At 33.7% G+C, this 22,484-nt stretch carries 23 protein-coding genes; all 23 read right to left on the bottom strand.

The annotated features are described in order from the left end of the window. Window positions 1-7 precede the first annotated feature (7 nt). The gene (locus ACZ2G0_RS06710) at window positions 8-568 is read right to left on the bottom strand and encodes an acyltransferase (protein ID WP_470309564.1); all 561 of its coding nucleotides are present in this window, start codon (window positions 566-568) and stop codon (window positions 8-10) included. A gap of 16 nt (window positions 569-584) precedes the next feature. Then, entirely contained in the window at window positions 585-1,478 is an 894-nt protein-coding gene (locus ACZ2G0_RS06705) for a glycosyltransferase family 2 protein (RefSeq protein ID WP_470309563.1), read from the bottom strand. Window positions 1,479-1,481: 3 nt separating this feature from the next. After that, window positions 1,482-2,675, bottom strand: a complete 1,194-nt coding sequence (locus tag ACZ2G0_RS06700) for a glycosyltransferase (protein ID WP_470309562.1) — start codon at window positions 2,673-2,675, stop codon at window positions 1,482-1,484. Beyond that, complete coding sequence (locus tag ACZ2G0_RS06695; protein WP_470309561.1) at window positions 2,668-3,864, bottom strand: glycosyltransferase; 1,197 nt, start codon at window positions 3,862-3,864, stop codon at window positions 2,668-2,670. Before ACZ2G0_RS06695 ends, ACZ2G0_RS06700 begins: the two co-directional genes overlap by 8 nt. Continuing rightward, the gene (locus ACZ2G0_RS06690; RefSeq protein ID WP_470309560.1) at window positions 3,864-5,021 is read right to left on the bottom strand and encodes a polysaccharide pyruvyl transferase family protein; all 1,158 of its coding nucleotides are present in this window, start codon (window positions 5,019-5,021) and stop codon (window positions 3,864-3,866) included. Before ACZ2G0_RS06690 ends, ACZ2G0_RS06695 begins: the two co-directional genes overlap by 1 nt. A gap of 4 nt (window positions 5,022-5,025) precedes the next feature. Next, entirely contained in the window at window positions 5,026-6,060 is a 1,035-nt protein-coding gene (locus ACZ2G0_RS06685) for a glycosyltransferase (RefSeq protein ID WP_470309559.1), read from the bottom strand. A 20-nt stretch (window positions 6,061-6,080) separates the two neighbouring features. After that, on the bottom strand, window positions 6,081-7,205 hold the full coding sequence (gene rffA / locus ACZ2G0_RS06680; RefSeq protein WP_470309558.1) for a dTDP-4-amino-4,6-dideoxygalactose transaminase: 1,125 nt from the start codon (window positions 7,203-7,205) through the stop codon (window positions 6,081-6,083). Between the two features lie 6 nt (window positions 7,206-7,211). After that, entirely contained in the window at window positions 7,212-8,138 is a 927-nt protein-coding gene (locus ACZ2G0_RS06675) for a glycosyltransferase (protein WP_470309557.1), read from the bottom strand. A gap of 196 nt (window positions 8,139-8,334) precedes the next feature. Continuing rightward, window positions 8,335-8,970, bottom strand: a complete 636-nt coding sequence (locus ACZ2G0_RS06670; RefSeq protein WP_470309556.1) for a NeuD/PglB/VioB family sugar acetyltransferase — start codon at window positions 8,968-8,970, stop codon at window positions 8,335-8,337. Continuing rightward, the gene (locus ACZ2G0_RS06665; RefSeq protein WP_470309555.1) at window positions 8,971-9,978 is read right to left on the bottom strand and encodes a ketoacyl-ACP synthase III; all 1,008 of its coding nucleotides are present in this window, start codon (window positions 9,976-9,978) and stop codon (window positions 8,971-8,973) included. It lies immediately after the preceding gene. Window positions 9,979-9,982: 4 nt separating this feature from the next. Next, complete coding sequence (locus ACZ2G0_RS06660; RefSeq protein ID WP_470309554.1) at window positions 9,983-10,732, bottom strand: SDR family NAD(P)-dependent oxidoreductase; 750 nt, start codon at window positions 10,730-10,732, stop codon at window positions 9,983-9,985. A gap of 2 nt (window positions 10,733-10,734) precedes the next feature. Then, the gene (locus ACZ2G0_RS06655; RefSeq protein ID WP_470309553.1) at window positions 10,735-11,817 is read right to left on the bottom strand and encodes an aromatic ring-hydroxylating oxygenase subunit alpha; all 1,083 of its coding nucleotides are present in this window, start codon (window positions 11,815-11,817) and stop codon (window positions 10,735-10,737) included. Then, window positions 11,807-12,868, bottom strand: coding sequence for a ketoacyl-ACP synthase III (locus tag ACZ2G0_RS06650; RefSeq protein ID WP_470309552.1), 1,062 nt, complete (start codon window positions 12,866-12,868; stop codon window positions 11,807-11,809). Before ACZ2G0_RS06650 ends, ACZ2G0_RS06655 begins: the two co-directional genes overlap by 11 nt. A gap of 7 nt (window positions 12,869-12,875) precedes the next feature. Next, a complete protein-coding gene (locus ACZ2G0_RS06645; protein ID WP_470309551.1) occupies window positions 12,876-13,106 on the bottom strand; it encodes an acyl carrier protein in 231 nt (76 codons plus the stop codon). A gap of 8 nt (window positions 13,107-13,114) precedes the next feature. Next, on the bottom strand, window positions 13,115-14,197 hold the full coding sequence (locus tag ACZ2G0_RS06640) for a DegT/DnrJ/EryC1/StrS family aminotransferase (protein ID WP_470309550.1): 1,083 nt from the start codon (window positions 14,195-14,197) through the stop codon (window positions 13,115-13,117). A 21-nt stretch (window positions 14,198-14,218) separates the two neighbouring features. Further along, window positions 14,219-15,022, bottom strand: a complete 804-nt coding sequence (locus tag ACZ2G0_RS06635; RefSeq protein ID WP_470309549.1) for a GT-D fold domain-containing glycosyltransferase — start codon at window positions 15,020-15,022, stop codon at window positions 14,219-14,221. A gap of 95 nt (window positions 15,023-15,117) precedes the next feature. Continuing rightward, entirely contained in the window at window positions 15,118-16,035 is a 918-nt protein-coding gene (locus ACZ2G0_RS06630; RefSeq protein WP_470309548.1) for a glycosyltransferase, read from the bottom strand. A 29-nt stretch (window positions 16,036-16,064) separates the two neighbouring features. Continuing rightward, window positions 16,065-16,673, bottom strand: a complete 609-nt coding sequence (locus tag ACZ2G0_RS06625; RefSeq protein ID WP_470309547.1) for an acyltransferase — start codon at window positions 16,671-16,673, stop codon at window positions 16,065-16,067. Window positions 16,674-16,675: 2 nt separating this feature from the next. Then, window positions 16,676-17,980 (bottom strand): ABC transporter ATP-binding protein, encoded by a 1,305-nt coding sequence (locus ACZ2G0_RS06620; protein ID WP_470309546.1) that lies wholly within the window; start codon window positions 17,978-17,980, stop codon window positions 16,676-16,678. A 52-nt stretch (window positions 17,981-18,032) separates the two neighbouring features. Beyond that, on the bottom strand, window positions 18,033-18,884 hold the full coding sequence (locus tag ACZ2G0_RS06615) for an ABC transporter permease (protein WP_470309545.1): 852 nt from the start codon (window positions 18,882-18,884) through the stop codon (window positions 18,033-18,035). An 82-nt stretch (window positions 18,885-18,966) separates the two neighbouring features. Continuing rightward, a complete protein-coding gene (locus ACZ2G0_RS06610; protein WP_470309544.1) occupies window positions 18,967-19,917 on the bottom strand; it encodes a UDP-glucuronic acid decarboxylase family protein in 951 nt (316 codons plus the stop codon). A gap of 96 nt (window positions 19,918-20,013) precedes the next feature. Next, window positions 20,014-21,018 (bottom strand): mannose-1-phosphate guanylyltransferase, encoded by a 1,005-nt coding sequence (locus ACZ2G0_RS06605; protein ID WP_470309543.1) that lies wholly within the window; start codon window positions 21,016-21,018, stop codon window positions 20,014-20,016. Window positions 21,019-21,056: 38 nt separating this feature from the next. Further along, complete coding sequence (locus ACZ2G0_RS06600) at window positions 21,057-22,340, bottom strand: nucleotide sugar dehydrogenase (protein WP_470309828.1); 1,284 nt, start codon at window positions 22,338-22,340, stop codon at window positions 21,057-21,059. Window positions 22,341-22,484 lie beyond the last annotated feature (144 nt).

Raw genomic sequence — 22,484 nt, 5'->3', positions numbered from 1 at the left:
AAAATAATTAGACGATGTAACCCGTCGTGTTCTTCAAGTCACTACTCATTTGATCACGCATTTCAGCCGTAATTCCTTCTTGCATTAACCAACTTTTGTCATATACAGGTGCAGTTTTCATTAATTCTTGATGTTTCATTTTATAGTCGCTAACAGTAGTAATAAATTTGGCGGGATTCCCTCCTACAACGGTATTTTCAGGAACAGACTTAGTGACAACGCTTGCAGCTGCAACTATAGAATTTTTACCTACAGTTACACCAGGCATAATCAATGCTCTTGCCCCTATAAAAACATTGTCTTCAATTACTACTTTCGCAATTTTAGTATAATCGACTAACTTTTGGGTACTAGCATCATGTGCTAGCAAGTATACTTCAGGTGCAAAAGTCACATTATCACCAATTTCTATTAACCAACAATGCGCATAATCAAGCATACAGGCTGCTACACCATGATTGTTTTTACCTAATTTCATTCCCATTTTTAAACAAGCCTCTACATTAAGCTCACCTGCGGATATATATCCTAATCGGAATTTAAGCGATTTTATAATTCTTTTGATCATTGCTGTTTTTTAAAATTTAATTTACAATTAATTTTTTCATGTTTAGATATGAATAATAAGCTCTCGGAAACACAATCCAACACCAAACCTTCTGATAAAATGACCCTAATTTACTAGTGTAATTCTGTCCTATTAAAAGGGAGTACATCATTAAATAAACATAGTTCCAAATAAATACTTTTGGATACTTTCTAAATGGATGTGTCTTATTTTTTACTAGTTGAAAATAGGAAAAAGCCATAGATTGAAGATACCATTTTTTATAAGAGCTGTCCGAAAGTCCTTTTGTTTGGTATTCGACAATTTGAGTGATTGTATTGATACAACGTACTTTGTACTTCTTAGCCATTTCATGCCAGACTACAGCTTCAAACACGAGTCGAATACCCTCTTGCTCAGGAAACGGGAATTCTTTTAAAGCGCTTGTTTTAAACGCCACTGATTTGTCGCCTGTTAGATTGTATTTATAATATATATCTGAAAAATATACATCCCAGTTTTCTTCTAAAAATCTTGTACCTACTATTTTTCCGTCTGTAAAACTAGACAATCCTACTATCCCGCAAATGAGATTATTGTCTTTAACCTGCACCCATTGTTTTGCTATGGCTTCTAGAGCGCCTTTAGCAAAAACATCGTCGCTATCGATAATAATAAATAATTCATAATTTGCCTTAGCAACCCCTACATTTATAGCAGTATGTTTACCTCCATTTTCTTTTACAAAATAACGTATTACCATTTCTCCTCTAGATATCAACTCTTGAACTACCTCATCAGTACCATCTGTACTGCCATCATCTACAATAAGCCATTCAAAATCGGTGATCTGTTGATCTAATAAACTTTGATAAATTAAGGGAAGGAACTTTTTTCTATTAAAAGTAGGAGTAAATATAGTGAAACTCATCTGTTAGTTTTCTAGAAATTCGTACAGTTTTTCAATCTCCTTTTCAGTCCCGTAATCATTACTACTCAAATTATGGCTAAGTCGATTTCTTAAACTATCATTATCAATAAGCTCCATTAAATTATCGGCTATGGACTCGGCTGTCAATTCGGCTATCATTCCTGTTTCGTTATTGGTAATCTGATCATTAACGGTGCTAAAATTGGTTACTAAAATAGGTTTGTTCAAAATTTTCGCTTCATCAATTGAAATCGATTTTCCTTCAAAACGGGACGTTTGCATAAATAAGTCGGCCTGTTTAACATACGGGTAATGATTTTCTTTTATTCCAACTAACTGAATTTCATCATGTAAGTTATTAGCGGTAATTTGTTTTACTAATTGCTCCTTTAACTCTCCATTTCCTAAGATTATCCATTGGAACTTATATCCCTTTTCTTTTATTATTTTAACGGCATCTATTGCTAAGTCATATCCCTTTTGATAACTAAATCTACCAACAGATACAATAGTAAATTTCTCAAAAGTTTCATTTATTTGCTCTAAAGCCAATTTCCTGATTAAAGTAGGAGAAACAACGTTATTGAGTACTTGAAATTTACCGTTAAACATTTCAAAATTATTCTCCAAAACAACCTTACATGCCTCTGAATCTGTAAAAATATAATCTAAAGCTGAAAAAAAAGGAATATCTATCTCTCTAGACATTTGCATTTTGTCATAATCATTATGAATCCAACCAAGCTTTTTGTTCGCATCTACTTTTTCGACACAAAAATAATTCGGTCCTTTTTCGATACATCCCACTGCGTAATCAAATTTCTTTTCTAATTTAGGGAGGCAATTGCTGATATACTTCCAAGTTAATTGTTCTTTCCGATAGACATTTTTCTCGTATTTCATTACTAAACTAGACGCAATTCGATTAAAAATAACATCAAATCTACCCAACTTTAAACAAGTAATAAAGACTTCTTTAAAAGGCATGTCAAAAAATTGAAATTCTATTCGCTCGGGAAGAATATGTACATTTTCATGTACTTGTTTTAAAAACAAACCCCGATTTCTAAAAAGCTGTAGATAAACATTGTACTTATCATAATCTATCACTTGCAATAAGGAAACTAATGCTTTCTCGGCTCCTCCACATTGCATTTCATGTGTAATAAATAAAATATCTTTTTTGCCGTTATTCATTTAAAATGGTGTAAAGCTTATTAATTTCATTTTCTGTACCTAAATCCTCATTGCCTAAATTTGAAGATAGCTGTAATTGCAGTGGCGTATCGTTTAATAAATTCTGAATCGCGGTTGCAAGACCCTTCGCGGTCATTTCAGCAATAATGCCGGTTCTACCTGATTTTATTTGATCTTTTGCTGTAGAAAAATCTGTAACAACTATTGGCTTTAGTAAAATTTTAGCTTCTTCAATTGCTATTGACTTTCCTTCATATCGAGAAGGCTGAACATAAATAGTACATCCACTAACATAAGGATAGGGGTTCTCTTTTAATCCAATCAAAAAAACATGTTCTCCTAAATGGTATTCATTAATTTTATTTTCTAGCTTAACCCGCTCACTCCCCTCACCAATAATGAACCACTTGAAAGCAATCGTATTCTCTTTCATAATCCTACTCGCCTCGATGGCTAAATCGCAACCTTTTTCCTGACTGAGTCTCGCTACCGTAACTAGAATAGGTACACCGTCGTTAAATCTACCATCTATATTTTCCGTTTTTTGCGATAACGAACGGATAATGTCTGGTGAGACAATATTGTAAATCGTTGCAATTTTCGAAGAAAACTCAGGGAAATTTAGTTTTAAATTGTCGTTGCATTCTGGCGAAACCGCTATTAAGGCTTTGAGTTGACTAAAGTATGGGCTGTCAAACTTAGAGCTCATACCTGAGCTAGAGTAGTTGGTATGAATCCAGCCTATTTTTAAAGGGGCATTTATTTTCTCAACAGTAAAATAAATGGATGATTTTTCTAAAAAAGCAATGGCTGCATCATACTTTTTTGGGAAACTTGGAATAGAACTACTTATATTGAGCCAAGAACATTGTTCTGCTTTTGCTTTATTTATAATCCGTTTGTTTTTGATATAAAACGATAACCTGTGCGCTAGCGAACGCATTTTAAACTTAATAAAAAAAGCAATTATAGATTGAAAAAGTCCCTTTGTAAAATCAATATAATCTCCTTGAATAGGTACAATTGTAACTTCTTTGGGTATTGAATTTAAGAAAATTCCCTGTTTTTTAAAAAGTATCAAATCAACATCGTAAAGGCTAAAATCTATACAATTCAACAAATTAACCAAACTTTTTTCACCACCACCTGCCGCTAAGCTAGGAATTACAAAAGCTATATTTTTCTTCATTAGTTGATTTCAAAAAGCAATTCTGCACCTTTACGAGACATATTTTTAATCTCTGGAATTCTGGCATTTAAAATGTTCTTAATATCCGTTTCCTCAGCAACCATTTCGTCAAACCTAGCTTTTAGTTTATCACTGTCCGATATCTCTTCAAGATGCAAGACCAACTTCTCTGAACCAAAAATATCTTTTGCAATTCCTTTCGACTTTACACTATACCCTAAAACCATTGTAGGAACACAATTAGAATAAGCTGCAATTGTTGCATGCGTTCTAGCTCCTATAAAAAAGCGCATTCTAGCGATATACCCTTTATACTGAATGGCGGTTAAATAATTTGGTAGTAGCAATACTCTTCCATTGTCTTTGAATTCATTATAAAATGCAAGTAAACCTGCATAGTCATCATTACCCTCCTCAATAACATGAGGGGTAAAAGCAATGGTCATGGTAGTGGTGTCTAAAATATGTTGGATCAATTTTTTTGCCGCCTCGTACGAATTTTTATTTTTTCGCTGAACTAAAGGACTATAATTAAATCCTATCGTATTTCCTTCCTGCCATCCTTCTGGAAGTGGTAACTCTTCTTTATCCATAGTAAAAGCCCCATCAGCGCAAAGCTTAACATTTTGCAAACCATTATTATTTAATATCTCTAAAGTTAAGCTCTCTCTTGCAAGTATTAAATCAAAATTTTGTAAGTCTTTTAATTTTTCAGCTGATAGATCTTCTGTTCCTATCGAAGCACCCCAGAGTACTAACTTTTTACCTGCCTTTTTGATGCAACGATCGATTTCATAAAATCCAGGTTGTTCTCCGTAACAATAATTATCTCCCCCAATTGAAAGAAAAATATCATAATTAGGTATTTTATCTATAATGTCTTTGTGAATCTGTCTGAAAGCAAAAGTATCGTCCTTGAATAACTTTAGTCGCAAATAACTTTGGAACCAGTTCAAAGAATATTTAGGTATTGCCCTTCTAGTATCTAGATAAATAGTATCTATAAGTGGAATAATAGTATCTGTTTCTGGGTGCAAAGAGATTAAATCAACCACTGCCTTTGGGTTTTGCTTTTTAATTAAGGCAACACCCGAGCGAACAATTGCTTCACATCCTCTATTACGACTACCGCCATGCAAAAACATTAATATTTTCATAATTTTATTTATTTCTCATCCTGCTATAGCTAGTTGCCAAAGCAAGCATAAGTACTGATTTATTTTTTATTGAACTTAAGATTAATTTTTCAAATCTTCCTTTATTTTGAATAACAACATCGTATTGCTCCTTCAAGACTGTCACTAAAATTGTATTATTTAGCATTTTTTTTACTAGTTTCAATCTCTTGAAAAATGAAACCTCAGGTCTTGGGATAAAATATAGATGAACTAGAGAGATCGTATTATTGATTAATTTCTCTCCTTTTATAATCGCAATTTGATCGTCAGTCAACTTTAAATCGAGATAAATTTTAAAGTTAAAATGATAAAGCGAAATTATATTTTCAAAGTAATTATGTCCTAGCATGTTTCTCATGGCACTACCGGCAACCTCTCGGTAATGATAACCCGCATAATCTAGGTATAGGAACTTATTTATTTTACCAAAATACTTAAGATTAAAAATATTATCCTCAGATAGTGCATTTCCCTCGGGAAAAGTTATTGCATAGTCTTGAATAATTGCATTTTTAAATAATTTGTTACAAGAAGAATACAAATCATCTTTCTCTATTAAATAAGGCCATAATTCATTTTGAATAAAGCTAAAGTCTAAGGATTTATCTGAAGGAAAATGATAATTGAGAACCGATTTTTTTCCGTCAACGTAACCAAACATATTGCATAAAACTAGATCGGCATCATTTTTTTGTATGCCTTCTAATAGTGTTTGATACATATCTAACTCTACCCAATCATCTGAATCTACGAAACCTATGTATTCGCCCTTAGCAACTACTAGTCCAGCGTTTCTTGCAACGCTTACTCCCTGATTGATTTGGTTTATAAGTGTAATTCGGGAATCGAGCGCTAGATAAGACTCAATTATAGCTTTTGAATTATCTTTAGACCCATCATTGACGAAAATAAATTCAATATCTCTAAACGTTTGATGTAGCAAGGATTCGATACATTCTTGAATATATAATTCAACATTATATACCGGGATGATAACACTAATTTTTGGAATGTACATTGTTTTAAAGTAATCAAATACTAGAAACAGCTAGTCACTAATCGTTCTACATCACTTACATCAAGGTCATAAAAAAGAGGTAATCGCAACAAACAATCTGTGAATTTATCGCTGTTTTTTAAGTCTCTACCATCGTGTTGACCTTCAAAATAATCGCTTTTGTGTAAGGATAAATAATGAAAAACAGAGTAGAATCCGTTTTGTTTTAATTTTTGAATGAGTTGATCTCTACTCTCAATATCTTTGGTAACTACATAAAACATATGTCCGTTTTTACTAGCATAAGTTGGGATTTCAGGCAAACGAATATTTAAATTACTTATTTTACTAAAGCAATCCTTGTAGGCGTTCCAAAGGGCAATTCTCTTGGACTGGATTTGGTCTAGCTGCTCTAATTGTGCCCATAAAAAAGCAGCAATTAGCTCAGAGGGTAAGAACGAAGAACCTGTATCTACCCAGCCGTACTTATTTACCTCTCCTCTAAAAAAACTCGCTCTATTAGTTCCTTTCTCCCAGATAATCTCTGATCTCTTAATGAAGCGATCGTCATTTATGGCTAATAATCCTCCTTCTCCGGCTACAATGTTTTTAGTCTCGTGAAACGAAAATGCTGCTAAATGACCTATTGATCCTAAAGCCTTTTTAACGCCTAACTTATCCGTGTAGAAACTATCAATCGCTTGGGCTGCATCTTCAATTACCAATATATTGTATTTTGCAGCGATCTCCATAATTTTGTCCATGTCACAAGCAACACCTGCATAGTGCACAGGAACGATTGCCTTTGTTTTTGGAGTGATTAGGGCTTCAATTTTATCTGCATCTATATTAGGATTGTCAGCATAGGAATCTGCAAAAACAATGGTGGCACCCTGTCTTACAAAAGCGATTGCTGTCGATACAAAGGTGTAACTAGGAACGATCACCTCATCTCCAGCCTTAATATTTGCCAAGATCGCACACATTTCCAATGCATCCGTACAGGAGGTGGTTAGCAAGGTCTTTTTAAAACCGTATTTGTTTTCGAAGAAGGATTGGCACAATTTAGAAAACTTACCGTTACCAGCAATTTTACCACTCGCTATTGCTTGATCGATATATTTTAATTCTTTCCCGGTGCTGTACACCTTATTAAATGGAATCATTTTGAACTATTTGTATATTGTTTTAACCGCTTTTTTAACATCTGATTTCACTCTGTTACCAATTGCAATTAGCTTTAATTTATTTGATAACTTGTACTTCTTGAAAAGGAATTTTAAAAATGTAGTATCTTGTAAATTATTATTGATAATCCTTACAAACAATAATTGCTTTAATTCATCTAAGCTAACACTTTCATCAATCTTTTCTCTAGCAATTGTATTTAGAAATTGTAAAGATTGGTCGATATGTAATGTTATTTTTTCTTGTTCGGAGAACTTAGACCATACACCGAGTCCATTGTGCCTGTAAACCGCTGTAATATCAGATATAGATTGTACTTTACCTTTTAAACAATAGAAATAGCCGATGATTTTATCAAAACCAAAACTATCTGGAAATAAACTAATGAATTTCATGAGTTCTACTTGATAATTCCTTCCTACCATGGTTTGCGTGGGAAAAACAGATCCATAGGCATAAATGTCATTTTTAGTCCAGAATCTATCCTGACAAATACTGTTTGTTTCACTCAAATCAGCTTCTTGTATTATTCGCGATGTAAAGGTCAAAACCACTTCTGGATTACTTATCAAAAGATCTATTTGTTTTTGAAGTTTAAATGGATCAATCCAGTAATCATCTCCCTCACACATTGCAATATAATCACCATTACAATTTTCTAAATTTAAAACTGAATTGCAGTAAATTCCTTTATTAACAGGTTGTCTTATGTATTTAATAATATCACCACGAGGATGCGATTGCATTTTTTTGACAACTGCTTCTGTATTATCTGTAGAACAATCATCTGTAATCACCAATTCCATATCGTAGTTGCACTCTTGGTTTAATACGCCTAGAATAGCTTCTTCTATAAATTGTTCATGATTGTAAGTAATCATGGAAACAGTTACTAAGGGTTTTGATATCATATAAATAATGTAAGTAGCACGGTGTATTTAGAATAAATTATTATCCGTTAGGTTGTCCTTTATTTTATGCAAAAGCAATTTAAATCAAGAGCTTTTGCCGTGTATAAATATTTTCTATTTTTTTCAAAGTAATATAAGTTAAACTATCAATCGATTATTTACTTTCTCTATTACTGCTAAAAGGTATAAGGTATTTTTAAAACTCTATTTTTTTTGCTGGATTACCAAATACCGTGGTATTTTCTTTAACATTACGTATTACTACACTTCCTGCTCCAATTATCGCTTTCTTACCTACACGTAATCTATCTAAAATTGTCGCCCTAACATGCACTGCTGCTTCATCTTCAATGACCGAAAAACCACCTAAGAAACAATGAGCGCCAATATTAACATATTTACCAATTTGTACATCATGTCCGAAATTTGTAAAAGGATGAATTGTAACAAAATCATTGATACTAATATCATTACTTAAAATTACATTTTCACTAATAATACAGCCTAAGCCAATACTTACGTTTTCATTTACTATGATTGATTTATCGATCAAATTTATAAATTCACCTCCACGAGAAAGCACAATATCTACGTAATACTTTTTCCACCTTGTTGAACCTAAGGCACAAATAAAAACATCAGACTCAGAAATAACAAAATCTTCAACGCTACCCAAAATAGGCGGATAATTTAAAAAACCATCTAAAGCATCAAGTTTATCGTCTAAAAAGCCCTTTATTTTGAAGTCCTTATTATACCCAATCGATCTTTTGGCCAATGAATAAATTTCTCTTCCAAATCCTCTAGCTCCAATAATCAATAACTCTTTCATTTACGATTGAATTAAATTACAACTTGCCCAAGAATAGCCAACACCAAAACCCGACAAAATGATATTTTTACAGCCTACGATTCTTTTGGATGCAATTGCTTCGTACAAGGCAATTGGAATCGTTGAAGAAACAGTATTACCACAATGCTCCATAGCTAGAAAAAACTTATCTTGTGGAATACCAATTTTTTTTCGTAAATGATTAAGCATGTATTTGTTAGCTTGATGAAAAACGAATAAATCGATGCCCTCTATTGTTTTACCAATTTTATCTAAAATAGCAGTATTTAATTGCGGTACTGACTCGCTTGTAAAGCTAAAAATTTCTGTACCGTTCATATATAGATTGTTGTCGTTGCGCACGTTTCCGTATTCATCGACCACATCAGCATTTTCTTGAATCTTGTTACGGGTTGCCCCATTCTTTACAATGAGATTTTCAGCACCTTTACCGTCTGTTCCAAAAACAAAATCTCCAATTTCTAAAGTACCTGAATCGGCACAAACTAATGTGGCTGCTGCAGCATCTCCAAAAATAGTTTTGTTACTTTTATCCTTAGGATGAATGAATTTAGAATAAGTTTCGGCTGTTATTAATAAAACATTTGTCGCCATATTAGCGGCGATTAATCCTTTGGCTAAACTTAGCCCATATACATAACCAGAGCAACCCAAGTTAAAGTCTAACGCTCCAATAGAAGTTTTTAATCCTAACTTATCTTGAAGAATACAGGCAGTTGTTGGTAAAAAGTAATCAGGTGATTGCGTACATAATAATAAAAAATCAATTTCATTTTTATCAATTAAATGCTCATCGAACAATTTATTAGCAGCATGTACTGCCATGTCTGATGTAAATTCATCATCGCTACTAATATGCCTAGCATTAATCCCCGTCTTAGAGCTTATCTTAGCTATATCCCAAACTGGAAACTCCTCGTGAATCAATTCATTCGATAAGATTTTTTCGGGTAAATAGTACGATATGTGTTTAATAAATGCTTTCATTTTTTTAAATTACTGCTGTTCTACCGCCATCTAAAACAATATTTTGACCTGTTATCCATTTACTTCCTTCAGACAATAAAAAAACTATTGGATTGGCAACATCTTCAGCGTCTCCATAACCAAGGGGATATTTTTTTTCATCTTCTTCAATAACTTCTCGAGATAAATCAGTAATTGATCGATTCGTAATTTCTGTTCTTACCATCCCTGGCGAAACACAATTTACTCTAATTTTCATAGAAGCAAATTCATTAGCCCACACTTTGGAGATTGCAATTAAAGCTCCTTTTGTTCCTGCATAAATTCCGTTTCCTTTCATGCCGAATAGACCTGCCAGTGATGCTACAAGTACAATTGAGCTGCCTTTATTAACTTTTTTCTTTTTAAATAATAGATTAACCAAGTTTAATATTGAGTCGTAATTGACAACTCTAATATCTTCCATTAGTTTTTGATTATAAAATTTTACAGGTGCTAAACTAACAATTCCTGCACAATGAACTAAACCGTCTATTTTATCAACAGAATTTATTATTGAAAGAATATCTTCTTCTTTGGTTAAGTCAGCAATAATAAACCTATTACTATCACTTGTTTTAGAGACCAACTCCAAGAGCAAATCCGCTCTTCTAGCAATTGCAATAAAATTTCCACCCTGTCTATTAATAGCCATACAAGTTTCATAACCAATCCCGGAGGAAGCACCAGTCACTAATATTATTTTATTAGCTAAACTAAATGAATCAATTTTCATAACTATATTAAGTTTTTGAATTCTTGCTTATAAAATTTGTAAAAATCAATAATTCTAAATTCTTCAGTTCCAAAAAGAGGATCTAAGTACTCTTCTTTTGATATGTTTTTTTGGATGTTCTCTAAAATATTTTTGTCTTCATTCAATACCAAATCCAAGGCCGATTTTGAACTTTCGTTAATGAATTCAATCAAATTAAGGTTAGATTCCTCGCTAATATTATGAAATTTAGAAGAAAAATAGCGAACCCTTAAATCCGTACTATTTTGATCATCCGCATTCATTAGCCCCATATAGAAGCCCTTTCCCTCAACCGTACTTATAAATGTACTTGGATAAATATAAAAATGTTTATACCCTTGAGTTTTATATGTCCTGTTCTTCAAGACCTTCTCTACAATTTTATTCTGAGCAACCTCTTCTGATCTTGGAAATTCACACCAACTATGAGCATTATATTTTTTAAAATTAATAGGAGTATCAAAACCATAACCAAGTTTAGCAAACGAATTTTGGTGGATGGAAGAACAGTGGTAACACTCAAGAACATTTTCAACTAACAATTTCCAATTTGCTTTGTGATGCTTACTATAATCTGTTATTCTGTCGCCGAAATTTAAACTAAAATCTTGCAAATCTTCAAACATATCGCCTAAAAAAGATTTTAGAGTAATGCTAGAATTCGAAAAATTTACAAAAATAAAATCCCCACAAAAGTTCAATTGATAACTTTTTAATTTCTTTTCTTTGACATCTACTCCATTAAAAGAATTCCTGCATTTAAAGCCGACCACATTTCCACTTTTACCATAAAGCCAATCATGATATAAACATGATGAAACTCTATTACCGTTCGCCTCTTCATGGATGGTGTTAAACCTGTGCAAACAAACATTTTCAAAACATCTAATTTCTCCATTATAATTTTGAATAAATACAGATTTCTCTAAATAATTAATTGTAATAAAGTCATTGTTATTTTTGACTTCATTCTTATGACCTAAAAGGATCCAGCAATTATCTAAAAAAGTAGCTTTTTCCTCTTCTAAAACAATTGGGTCTGAATATATATTTTTAATCTTCATATTCTACGATCTCTATGATCACTGTTTTTTTTAAGGTTAAAAATACACTACCCCATGATAATCCGACTCCAAAACCACAAAAGATAAAATTTAAATCTTTTTCTTTCAGCTGATTTTTTACTTCTGTAGCTACCGTTAAAGGAATAGTAGCTGAAGAGGTGTTACCAAAATATTTTAAGGAATAAGGTACTTTCTCTGCAGGTAATTTTAATTTTTTAGCAATCATTTTGTTCATCATCAGATTGGCTTGATGAAAAACAAAGTAATCAACTTGCTCTTTTTCAATAGCAAAAGCTTCCATCAACTTATTGACCGTTTTAGGTGCTTGAGAAATACCGAAGGAAAACACATCCATTCCCTCTAAAGCTAGTTGGCATTGATTTCTCGTAATTCCGGCGCCATACTCTACTTGCTCGAATGACGCATCAGTAATACTGTTTTTTGAACCACCGTGGGGAACAATGATTGCTTTATATCCTGAACCATCAGTACCCAAATCGAAATTAATGGTAGAATTTATAACATCTGTTTCAAATAGCGTTGCGGTTCCTGCATCGCCAAATAAAGGATAGGTACTTTTATCATTTTTGGAAACTAATTTACTACTGGTATCTCCTGCTAATAGAACCCCTCTATTAAGACCAAAAGCCTTCATCATACCTGTAATAACAGAGATACCGTAAACATAACCAGAACATCCTAGGGGAATATCAAATGCGATACAATCCTTAGAGAAGCCTAATCGATCTTGTAACATGGCGGAAGTAACGGGTAATATATAATCGGCTGTTTGTGAAACAAACACAAGTATTTCTATAGATTCTTTTTCCCATTGGACTGCGCTTAAAGCCTTTGTCGCTGCCTGCATACATAGATCAGAGGTACAAACATCTGCATCTGCTATTCGACGCTCTTCAACTCCTGTAACATCGATAAACTTTTGTATATCTTCTGCCGGTTGATTTTGAATATCAACATTACGTTCTACTCTAGCAGGTACGCAGCAAGAGATACCTTTTATAGAAATTCCGTCTACAGTTATAGTTGCCATAATTGTATTATAATTTAGTACTTACTTTTTCAAATAAGTCATTAATAGTCGTTGACGACTTAATATCATCACCGGCTAGTTTAACTGCATATTCATCATCAACCATCGCAATCAATGATAATGCTGTCAAAGAATCCCATTCGTCTAAATCTCTAAAAACCGCATCTCCAGTAATTAAAGCTGCATCAGTATCGTCTAACATGTCTGCAAAGTGTTGTAAAAAAGTTGTAATTTCCATATACTATTTTATTTAATATTTAATTTTATTGATTCTATGATCGTTTCAATTGCTTCCTGATTTAAACTATAGTACAAAGGTAAACATAAAACGCTACTTGCAATATTTTCTGAAATCTCCATATTCACATTAGTTACATAATTAATGGTATTTAGAGAAGGGTAAAAATACCTTCTAGGAAAAATTTGAACTTGGTTCAGAGATTTCTGTACTTGCAATAAATCCTCCTCACTTTCAAATAAAACAGGGTAATAGCTGTAATTCCAAATTGTTCCTTCGCGTAATTTCAATTTAGATAGTTTAGTAAAATCTAGATGAGTGTCGTAAAAGTCAGCAATTTTTTTTCGCCCCTTTAAAATTTCATTCATATACGGAAAAACAGCCAATCCCATGGCCGCATGCAGCTCTGATATTTTACCGTTAATACCTAATCCGAAAAAATCAACAGGCCCATTGTGTCCAAAATTGTGACTGTAAAAAATTTGATGAAACAATTCAGGATCCTTGCAAAAAACTGCTCCGCCTTCACCGGTATGAAATAACTTAGTAGCATGAAAGCTACAGGTACTTACATCACCATATTCAAAAATAGACTTACCGTTATACTGTACTCCAAAACAATGAGCAGCATCATAAATTACTTTTAAATTGTGCTTTTGAGCGATTTTTTCGATTGCTTCTATATTGCAAGCATTACCAAAAACGTGAGTAGCTAATATACAAGTTGTCTTGCTAGTGATTGCCTCCTCAATTTTGCTTTCGTCAATTGTTAAGTAATCCGGATGAATATCTACAAATACTGGTGTGCAATTTTCCCACACAATAGCGGCCGTAGTAGCAACATAACTAAATGGAGTTGTAATAATCTCGCCTCCTTTTCCTACCAATTTTAGGGCAATTTGTAATGGAATCGTACCGTTATTTGTTATTAATATTTTACTATTTTCAAGCTTCAAATAAGTCGTTAACTTATCTTCAAGTTCTCTTACTAACTCGCCTCTATTGGTTAGCCATTCGTTATCGTAAACACGCTGTATTTGCGCAGTGTACTCATCGATTGGTGGTAAAAATGTTTTAGTTACGTTAATCATAATTTAGTATAAAAGCATTAATTAGAGCGATAAATCTAATAGTATTGATTCTTTGTAAGGAGCCACAAATTCAGGATCTAGCTCGTATCCTTCGGTATTATGAGATTCGTGAACATACCTTCCTTTTACTGAAGTCCTGCCTTTGGAGTCCATCAACATCCACATGTATTCAACATCAATATGACCAATGTCAATTGCCCAATAGCCTAAATCACTAAGATCTGAACAAAGTACAGTAGCTGTAGGTCCTAAGGCACACAGAATTAATTTATTCTCTCCTAATTTTAATGCTGCGCTTTTAATTTGATCGTATTTATCAAAAGTATTTTTTCCTGGACAAATAATTCTTTTTAAACTAGTAGCGTTATCAAATAAATCATTCCCTACTCCTAATCGTGATAAATCACCCTCAACTATTAAAATATCTTGCTTTTCCCAAATGGCTCTCAATTTATCAAAAAGCAGTTTCGCTTGGGATTGGTCTACGGCACCTGCGTAAGGCCTAGTCATATTGGCATTACCATACTGATAATCTACACTTAAAAATTTTGAAAGCCTTTTACCGTGAGTATTTATAAACATCAACCAATGAACTTTGGCAAATCGTTTATGATTTTTAGTTGTAACAATACTATGTGGCACAGCAACCAATAATTTAGGATTGCGATTATTTAAAACCGCTGCTAATTTATCAGCTAATTGCACATCTAGTTTTTGAAAACCAAGATCCCTTTCCTTTAATAGCAGTAAAAATTCGCCATCACCAAAACGGGCGATACTTTTTTTATTATTTACTAAATCATTCACTGTTTCCTCAAAAGTCATGACTTTATACTTAGGAAAGTTCCAACGTAAAGGTAATGTCCTGTAAATCCAATAAATTAAGTAGAGGTAATTTTTCATAAAAGATAATAGCAGCTTTATTCTGGTTTTGAAACTAATTTGTGAAGTAAAGACTGTAGCTGTTTAACAGCATATTGAATTCCAAAATACTTGATTGATAGCTGCAATAAATAGCTACTATGTTTTAATTGTAATGAAGCTGATCTATAAATCAAGTTTTCATAAAGTGCAACGAAAAGCTTGATTTGCTCTCGACTCATTTTAGAGCTGTAATCCTTAAGTAAATCATGAGTACCCAACAGACGTCCGCTAATTTTTTCTTGAATATTATCCTTCCCACCAGAGATATTAAGATCTGACATTCTTACATACACTATAGCATCCGTCGAAAATATCGGTTTTCCACTAGAGAAATCGATAATAGCTCGGTCATCACTGCTCCAAGCTAATTTGTAATCTTTAAACCCGTATTTTTTGTAGGCACTTGTTCTAAAAATATGTTCAGACAACGAACTTCTGGTTTCATTATTCAATTTTCTGCAATAAGAAGCAATTGCCTCTTCGTATTGCGGATGTTTGTATACAGGAGAGATAGGATCACCCTCTTGATTTATTAAAAGGCTGGCATTACGAATTACAGTAGCATCGTTAGTGTCAACTGCAATAGCATTATAAAATTCCTCAACAACATTATTCCCTAAATAATCATCATCACCTAAGATCATGAACCATTCCTCCTTTGCCTTCAAACTAATACATCGATCCCATTGTTGTGTCAGAGCAGTACCTCCCATATTAGAAGTAAACCGATGGTACTTCAAGTTGAACCTATCTTTGTATTTAGCAATTAGAGAAGAGCAGTCTTCCGGACTAGCATCATCGCCTATGTAAACCGTAAACTCTTTAGACGTTTGATTAGCCAAAGAAACTAAAGTATCTTCGAAGAAAGTAAGCTTAAAAAAGGGGATTATTATTGCTAAATTAAATGATTGCATAATTTACCTTAAGAAGTGAAATTAAAGATTTACGAATACATTTTTATAACCTTTGCTGGCACTCCTGCAGCGACACTGTTTGGAGGAATACTTTTTGTTACAACTGCATTTGTTGCAATTATACTATTCTCACCAATAGTGACATTAGGCATTATAGCTACACCTTCACCGACCCAAACATTATTTCCTATAATAACTGGACCACTACTTAGCAAAGGCCTATCTTTCGGTGCTAATTTTACCATTTCTTTTGTAGCGTTTCCATGATAATGATCCGTGATGAAAATTCTACTAGCAAATAGGCAATCATTCCCTATTTCTACCTTATTTATACAACCAATATGAATATCTGTATGAAAAATTACATTATCTCCTATTATGACTTGTGGCGAAAATTTTTGTTCTCCAAAACTTTCTGCTACTTCCAATCTAAACCGACTAGAAGCTCTAAAATTTTGGCCGATTTCAACATAATTTGGATTTAAAATTCTAAAGTCAGAACCTAAATTAAAATTTTTACCTACTTTTTTCAGACTTCTCTTTACAGCTTCAATTTCTAAATCAAATTTATAGTCTTGCACTGAATTAAATACTTTGAGAAAGATTTTTATAAATAGATTATATATCCTATTTGCCATAACTAGGATTTAGATATTTTCCACTCTAGATCTGGTCTCACTAATCCAGGCCATTTACCAGTAGTGTCTTTTTTAACAGAATTCAAAACATCTGAAGATTCTACTACTGAAAATTTAAGCGCATCATCTAGCCGAACATGTATCATATTAGGATTGTAATTCCCAATTGCAATAAATACAGTGTAATCACCATCTGCAAGGAAGTTTCGCGGGATTTTACAAGTTGCTTTTATAATTCCCGTACCATCATGAAGTTCATTCCAATTCAAAGCACTAAACTCATTACTTGCAAAAAGCACTTGTTCATCTTCATTTGATACATGAACAATTGCAGTTGACTTAAATTGCGAATTAAAATCCCAGTATTCTATGTCTATAAAAATATCGTCAGTCGTAGAATATTCTCGTTGTGGAACAGCTCCTATTCCACTAACCATAATTTTTTTTAATTTGGTAAGATCATTCCCCGGAGCTTCATTACAATTTGTCCACTCTTGAATGATTTTAAAATGGTCTTTGTTTTTGATATAATTCTTTACTGCTTTTTCCGTATCACCATAGTAAACCAAATTTCCATTTTCCATCACCAAACAATTATCAGTCAATTTTCTAATTGCTTCCATGTTATGACTAACGAATAATACAGTTCGACCTTCTCCTTTTGAAACATCGCCCATTTTCCCTAAACATTTCTTTTGAAACTCGGCATCTCCTACTGCAAGAACTTCATCAACAATTAAAATTTCAGATTCAAGATGCGCTGCTACCGCGAAAGCCAAACGCACATACATACCCGATGAATACCGTTTTACTGGTGTATCTATGTATTTTTCCACACCAGAGAAGGCCACTATTTCGTCAAACTTACGAGTGATTTCATGACGACGCATCCCTAACATTGCACCATTCATATAGATGTTTTCTCTACCGGTCATCTCCGGGTTAAAGCCCGTTCCAACCTCCAACAAAGATGCTATACGTCCATTAATTTTAAAATTACCAGTCGTAGGTTTAGTAACCTTACTTAATAATTTCAACAATGTACTTTTTCCTGCTCCGTTTTTACCAATTATACCAACTGCATCCCCTTGCTCAATTTCAAAATTAATATCTTTTAGAGACCAAACATAATCACTACCACCACTTGCAGTACGGTCATTCGTATCACCTATTTTTGTGTAAGGGTCCTCTTTTCCTCTGAGCTTATTCCAAAATCGATTTAAATCATGAGTTAATGTACCTGTTCCTACTTCTCCAAGTCGGTACTGCTTTGATATATTTTCTGCTTGAATGGCTAATTGTTTCATTTTACGTTTTTCAATTTTGAGGTAATTTTCATGTAAGTTGCTTCCATTAGATTTAAACCGTATCCATGAAACTTTTCTCTACTTTATTAAAGATGATAATGCCAATAGTTAGTATTACAGAAATCAATAGGGTACTCATTCCTAGATTAAAGATCTCAAAACTTCCAGAACCTAAATAGCCGTATCGAAAGCATTCAAATATACCTGTTAGAGGATTGGCATTAATGATCCACATGTATTTTTCTGGCATAGCCGAAATAGGATAGACTACAGGAGTAGCGTACATGGCTAACTGTACCCCAAAGGCAAGTAAAAAACTTAAATCCTTATATTTAGTGGTTAGCGCCGAAAAAATCATCCCTAATCCAAGAGCGAAACCAGCCATTAACAAAATTAAAAAAGGGGTAGCTAGAACCCAAATATTAGGTCGAATAGTTCCTTCTACAAATGTATAGTACAATACCACGACAATAAACAAACTGAATTGAACTGCAAATTTCATTAATGCTGAACAGACAACTGACAAAGGAATTATTAATCTAGGAAAATAGACTTTACCAAAAACCGAAGCATTGTCTCTAAAAACGGTGGAAGTTTTAGTTAGGGCCTCAGAAAAATAGCCCCAAATGGTAATTCCTGCCAGATAGAAAGCTACTTGAGGTAATCCATCTGTAGACAACTTAGCAATTTGCCCAAAAAGCACCACATACATGACCATTGTTATTAGTGGCTGCACAAAAAACCAAAGTGGCCCCAATATAGTTTGCTTGTAAAAAGTAATGAAATCTCTTTTTATAAGTAAAAACAGCAAATCTCTATATTGCCATACTTCTTGTAAATTAACTGAAAACAAGGAATCCTTGGATTTAATTTCTTCCGTCCAAGTTTGTTGTGTATTATCCATCAATGCTATATTATTGTATTTGATTTAGAGTAAATCGTATTGTTTTAGTAACCTACTTGATTAGGTAAAAACTGACTTATTTTCATTTAACTTCTTGGTCGACAATCTGCTTAAAATAAGCAATCGTCTTTATCAAGCCTTCGTTCAATTGTACTTTTGGTTCCCAACCGTTCAACTTCGCTTTGGCCAAACTAATATCCGGTTGTCTTTGCTTAGGATCATCTTGTGGTAGCGGGAAGTGAATAATTTTTGACTTTGAATCCGTTAAAGCTATAACAGCTTCAGCCAATTCTAGCATAGTAAATTCATTTGGGTTCCCAATATTAACGGGACCTAAAAAACCATCCTCTGAATTCATCATTCGAATCATTCCTTCAACTAAATCGTCTACATATTGAAAAGACCGTGTTTGTAAACCATCTCCAAAAATAGTAATATCTTCTCCTCTTAATGCTTGCACAATAAAATTAGAAACCACACGTCCATCAGCAGGATTCATACTTGGACCATAGGTATTAAAAATTCTAATGATTTTAATATCAACTTGGTTTTGATTGTGGTAATCCATAAACAACGTTTCCGCACAACGCTTCCCTTCGTCGTAGCAGGAACGAATCCCAATAGGGTTTACATTACCCCAATAGGTTTCGGGTTGCGGATGTACCGTTGGATCACCATACACCTCACTGGTACTTGCCTGTAAAATCTTCGCTTTGACGCGCTTTGCTAGTCCCAAAGTATTAATCGCTCCCATAACCGATGTTTTAATCGTTTTGATAGGATTGTACTGGTAATGGACAGGAGAGGCCGGACAAGCTAAGTTATAGATTTCGTCTACCTCAGCATAAAAAGGCTCTGTAATATCATGACGAACTAACTCGAAACGGGGATTACCCATCAAGTGTAAAATATTTTTTTTGTCACCAGTGAAATAATTATCTAAACAAATCACATCATGCCCCTCGTTAATTAAACGAGTACATAAATGTGAACCAACGAAACCAGCTCCACCGGTTACTAATATTTTTTTCATATGATTATCTTGAGATCGTTTTTAGATGTAAGTTACTAGATAAGTTACTTGATTATTTTAAAACAATATATACTAGAAAACTAACCTTCTGAAGTGCTAATTTAACAAATCAGAATTTTGTCTTTCTAATGCCGTGTACACATTTTTTACATCCTGTGAATATTGCTTCTGCAAAATAAGGTTGGCAGTTGGAGTATAGACAAAAATAGTATCTCTTACTCCCACAAAAGCTGTATAATTATTAGTACCAATTACCATATTACCATGCTTGTCTACTGGATGCCCAATCGTTTTCAAATAATCATAAACGGATTCAAAAGAACCCAAATCTGACCATGAGAATTGTGCCGAAACTACTTTTATCTTTCTGCTGCGTTCCATTACAGCATAGTCAATACTGATGGAAGGAATTTCTAGTGAAAGTTCCAAGTTTAAATTACCATCCTTATTGTTTTCCCAAGCTATTTTTGATTTCTCATAAACCTCGGGTGTATATTTTTGTAATTCTTCAAGAAAAACATTTGCTTTAAAGCAAAACATACCGCTATTCCATAGAAAATTTCCTTTTTCTATAAAGTCAGTTGCTGTAACTTGATTCGGTTTTTCTCTAAAAGAAAGTACATTGTCTCCTTTACGTTCGATATAACCATAACCTGTTTCAGGCTTAGTAGGCACAATCCCAAAGGTTACAATAAAACCATTAGATGCCTTTTCGATTGCCTCTTGAATAGACTGTTCGTATAAATCAGCATCTCCAATAATATGATCAGAAGGAGTTACAATTAAAATGTCATTTGGTTGTGAAGCAAAAGCGGCAAATGCAATTGCTGCTGCCGTATTTCTAGGTGTTGATTCCACAATATCAATATAGGATGTATTCGATTTCTCAAATACTTTTTCGCTCAAATGACGGTTGTCAATATTCCCTACAACCATCACCTGATCAGCAATGTTTTTATTGCGTTCCACAGTCATTTCAAACAGGGACTTTCCGCCAAAAATATCAAGATATTGTTTGGGTTGGCTTTTGCGAGAAAGTGGCCACAATCGACTACCTACTCCTCCCGTTAAAATTACATGTGTAATGGATTTATTTTCCATAATAAGCTATACTTTTCATTTAGTTATAAAAAGAGACACTATAAACGTCCATCCGCTTGGTCCCCTAAAATTCCTTTGACGTCGTACAAAACACTCAAAGGCTTTAATAAAGTTGCGATTTCAAGCGATAAGAAAGCATTATGAGAAACACCTAGTACAACAGCGTCAAATGTTATAGTAGGCAAATTTGTCAGTGTAATAATCCCATATTCCTTTAATACCGCCTCAGGATTAGCAACAGGATCGTAGGTCGTAACACTAATTCCGTAATCGCTCAAAGCTTCGATTACATTAATTATCTTCGTATTTCTAACATCAGGACAATTTTCCTTAAAGGTCATTCCTAACATCAATAAGGAAGCTCCATTTATGGATATCCCTTTTTTAATCATCAATTTTACGATTTGTGAGGCGACATACTCAGCCATACTATCGTTTAATCGTCTCCCGGCTAATATAATTTCAGGATGGTAGCCAAATTCCTGAGCGCGTTGCGCCAAGTAATACGGATCTACTCCTATACAATGCCCTCCAACCAAACCCGGTTTAAAGGGTAAAAAATTCCACTTGGTACCGGCAGCTTTCAGCACTGCTTGGGTATCAATATTCATTAGATTAAATATCTTGGCTAATTCATTCACAAAAGCGATATTAATATCTCGTTGCGAATTTTCGATTACTTTCGCTGCTTCAGCTACTTTTATCGATGGTGCTAAATGTGTACCAGCCGATATTACCGAGCGGTACAATGCGTCTATTTTTTGTCCCGCTTCTTGTGTAGAACCAGACGTAACCTTTAGTATTTTATCAACCGTATGTTCTTTGTCTCCTGGGTTGATTCGTTCAGGTGAGTACCCGACATAAAAATCACTATTGTACTTTAGGCCAGAAATACGTTCTAAAACAGGAACACATTCTTCCTCCGTCGCTCCAGGAAATACGGTGGACTCATATATAACGATAGCTCCTTTTTTTACTACTTTCCCAACGGTCTCACTCGCTTTATACAAAGGTGTTAAATCTGGTCGGTTATTTTTATCAACTGGCGTAGGAACCGTAATAATATAGTAGTCACAATCTTTAATATCCGCTATTGCACTTGTCACAAATAGACCTTGAGTTGCGTTTAGATCTTGAACCAAAACCTTCTTTAAAGCACTAGAATCTATCTCTAAAGTAGCATCTACTGCTGATTGCAATTCTGACACTCTACCAAGATTGATATCAAATCCTACAACAGCGTATTTCGTTGCAAAAAGTCTTGCTAGCGGCAAGCCGACATATCCAAGACCAATTACTGCTATTTTTGAATTAGGGTTCATTAATTTCATGTTTTCGTAACAACTGTACACAGCTTCGCGATTCAAACTCACATAATTAAGTTCAAATTCACGCCTATTTTAGGGCAAATATAATGACAATTAGCCGTAATTCCCTCACTTTTGGAAAGTCAAAAATAAGAAAAC

It is taken from the genome of Flavobacterium sp. KKT103, from assembly GCF_055640565.1.
Note: the sequence above shows the minus strand (reverse complement) of the source record. Positions and strands in the feature narration are given on the sequence as shown.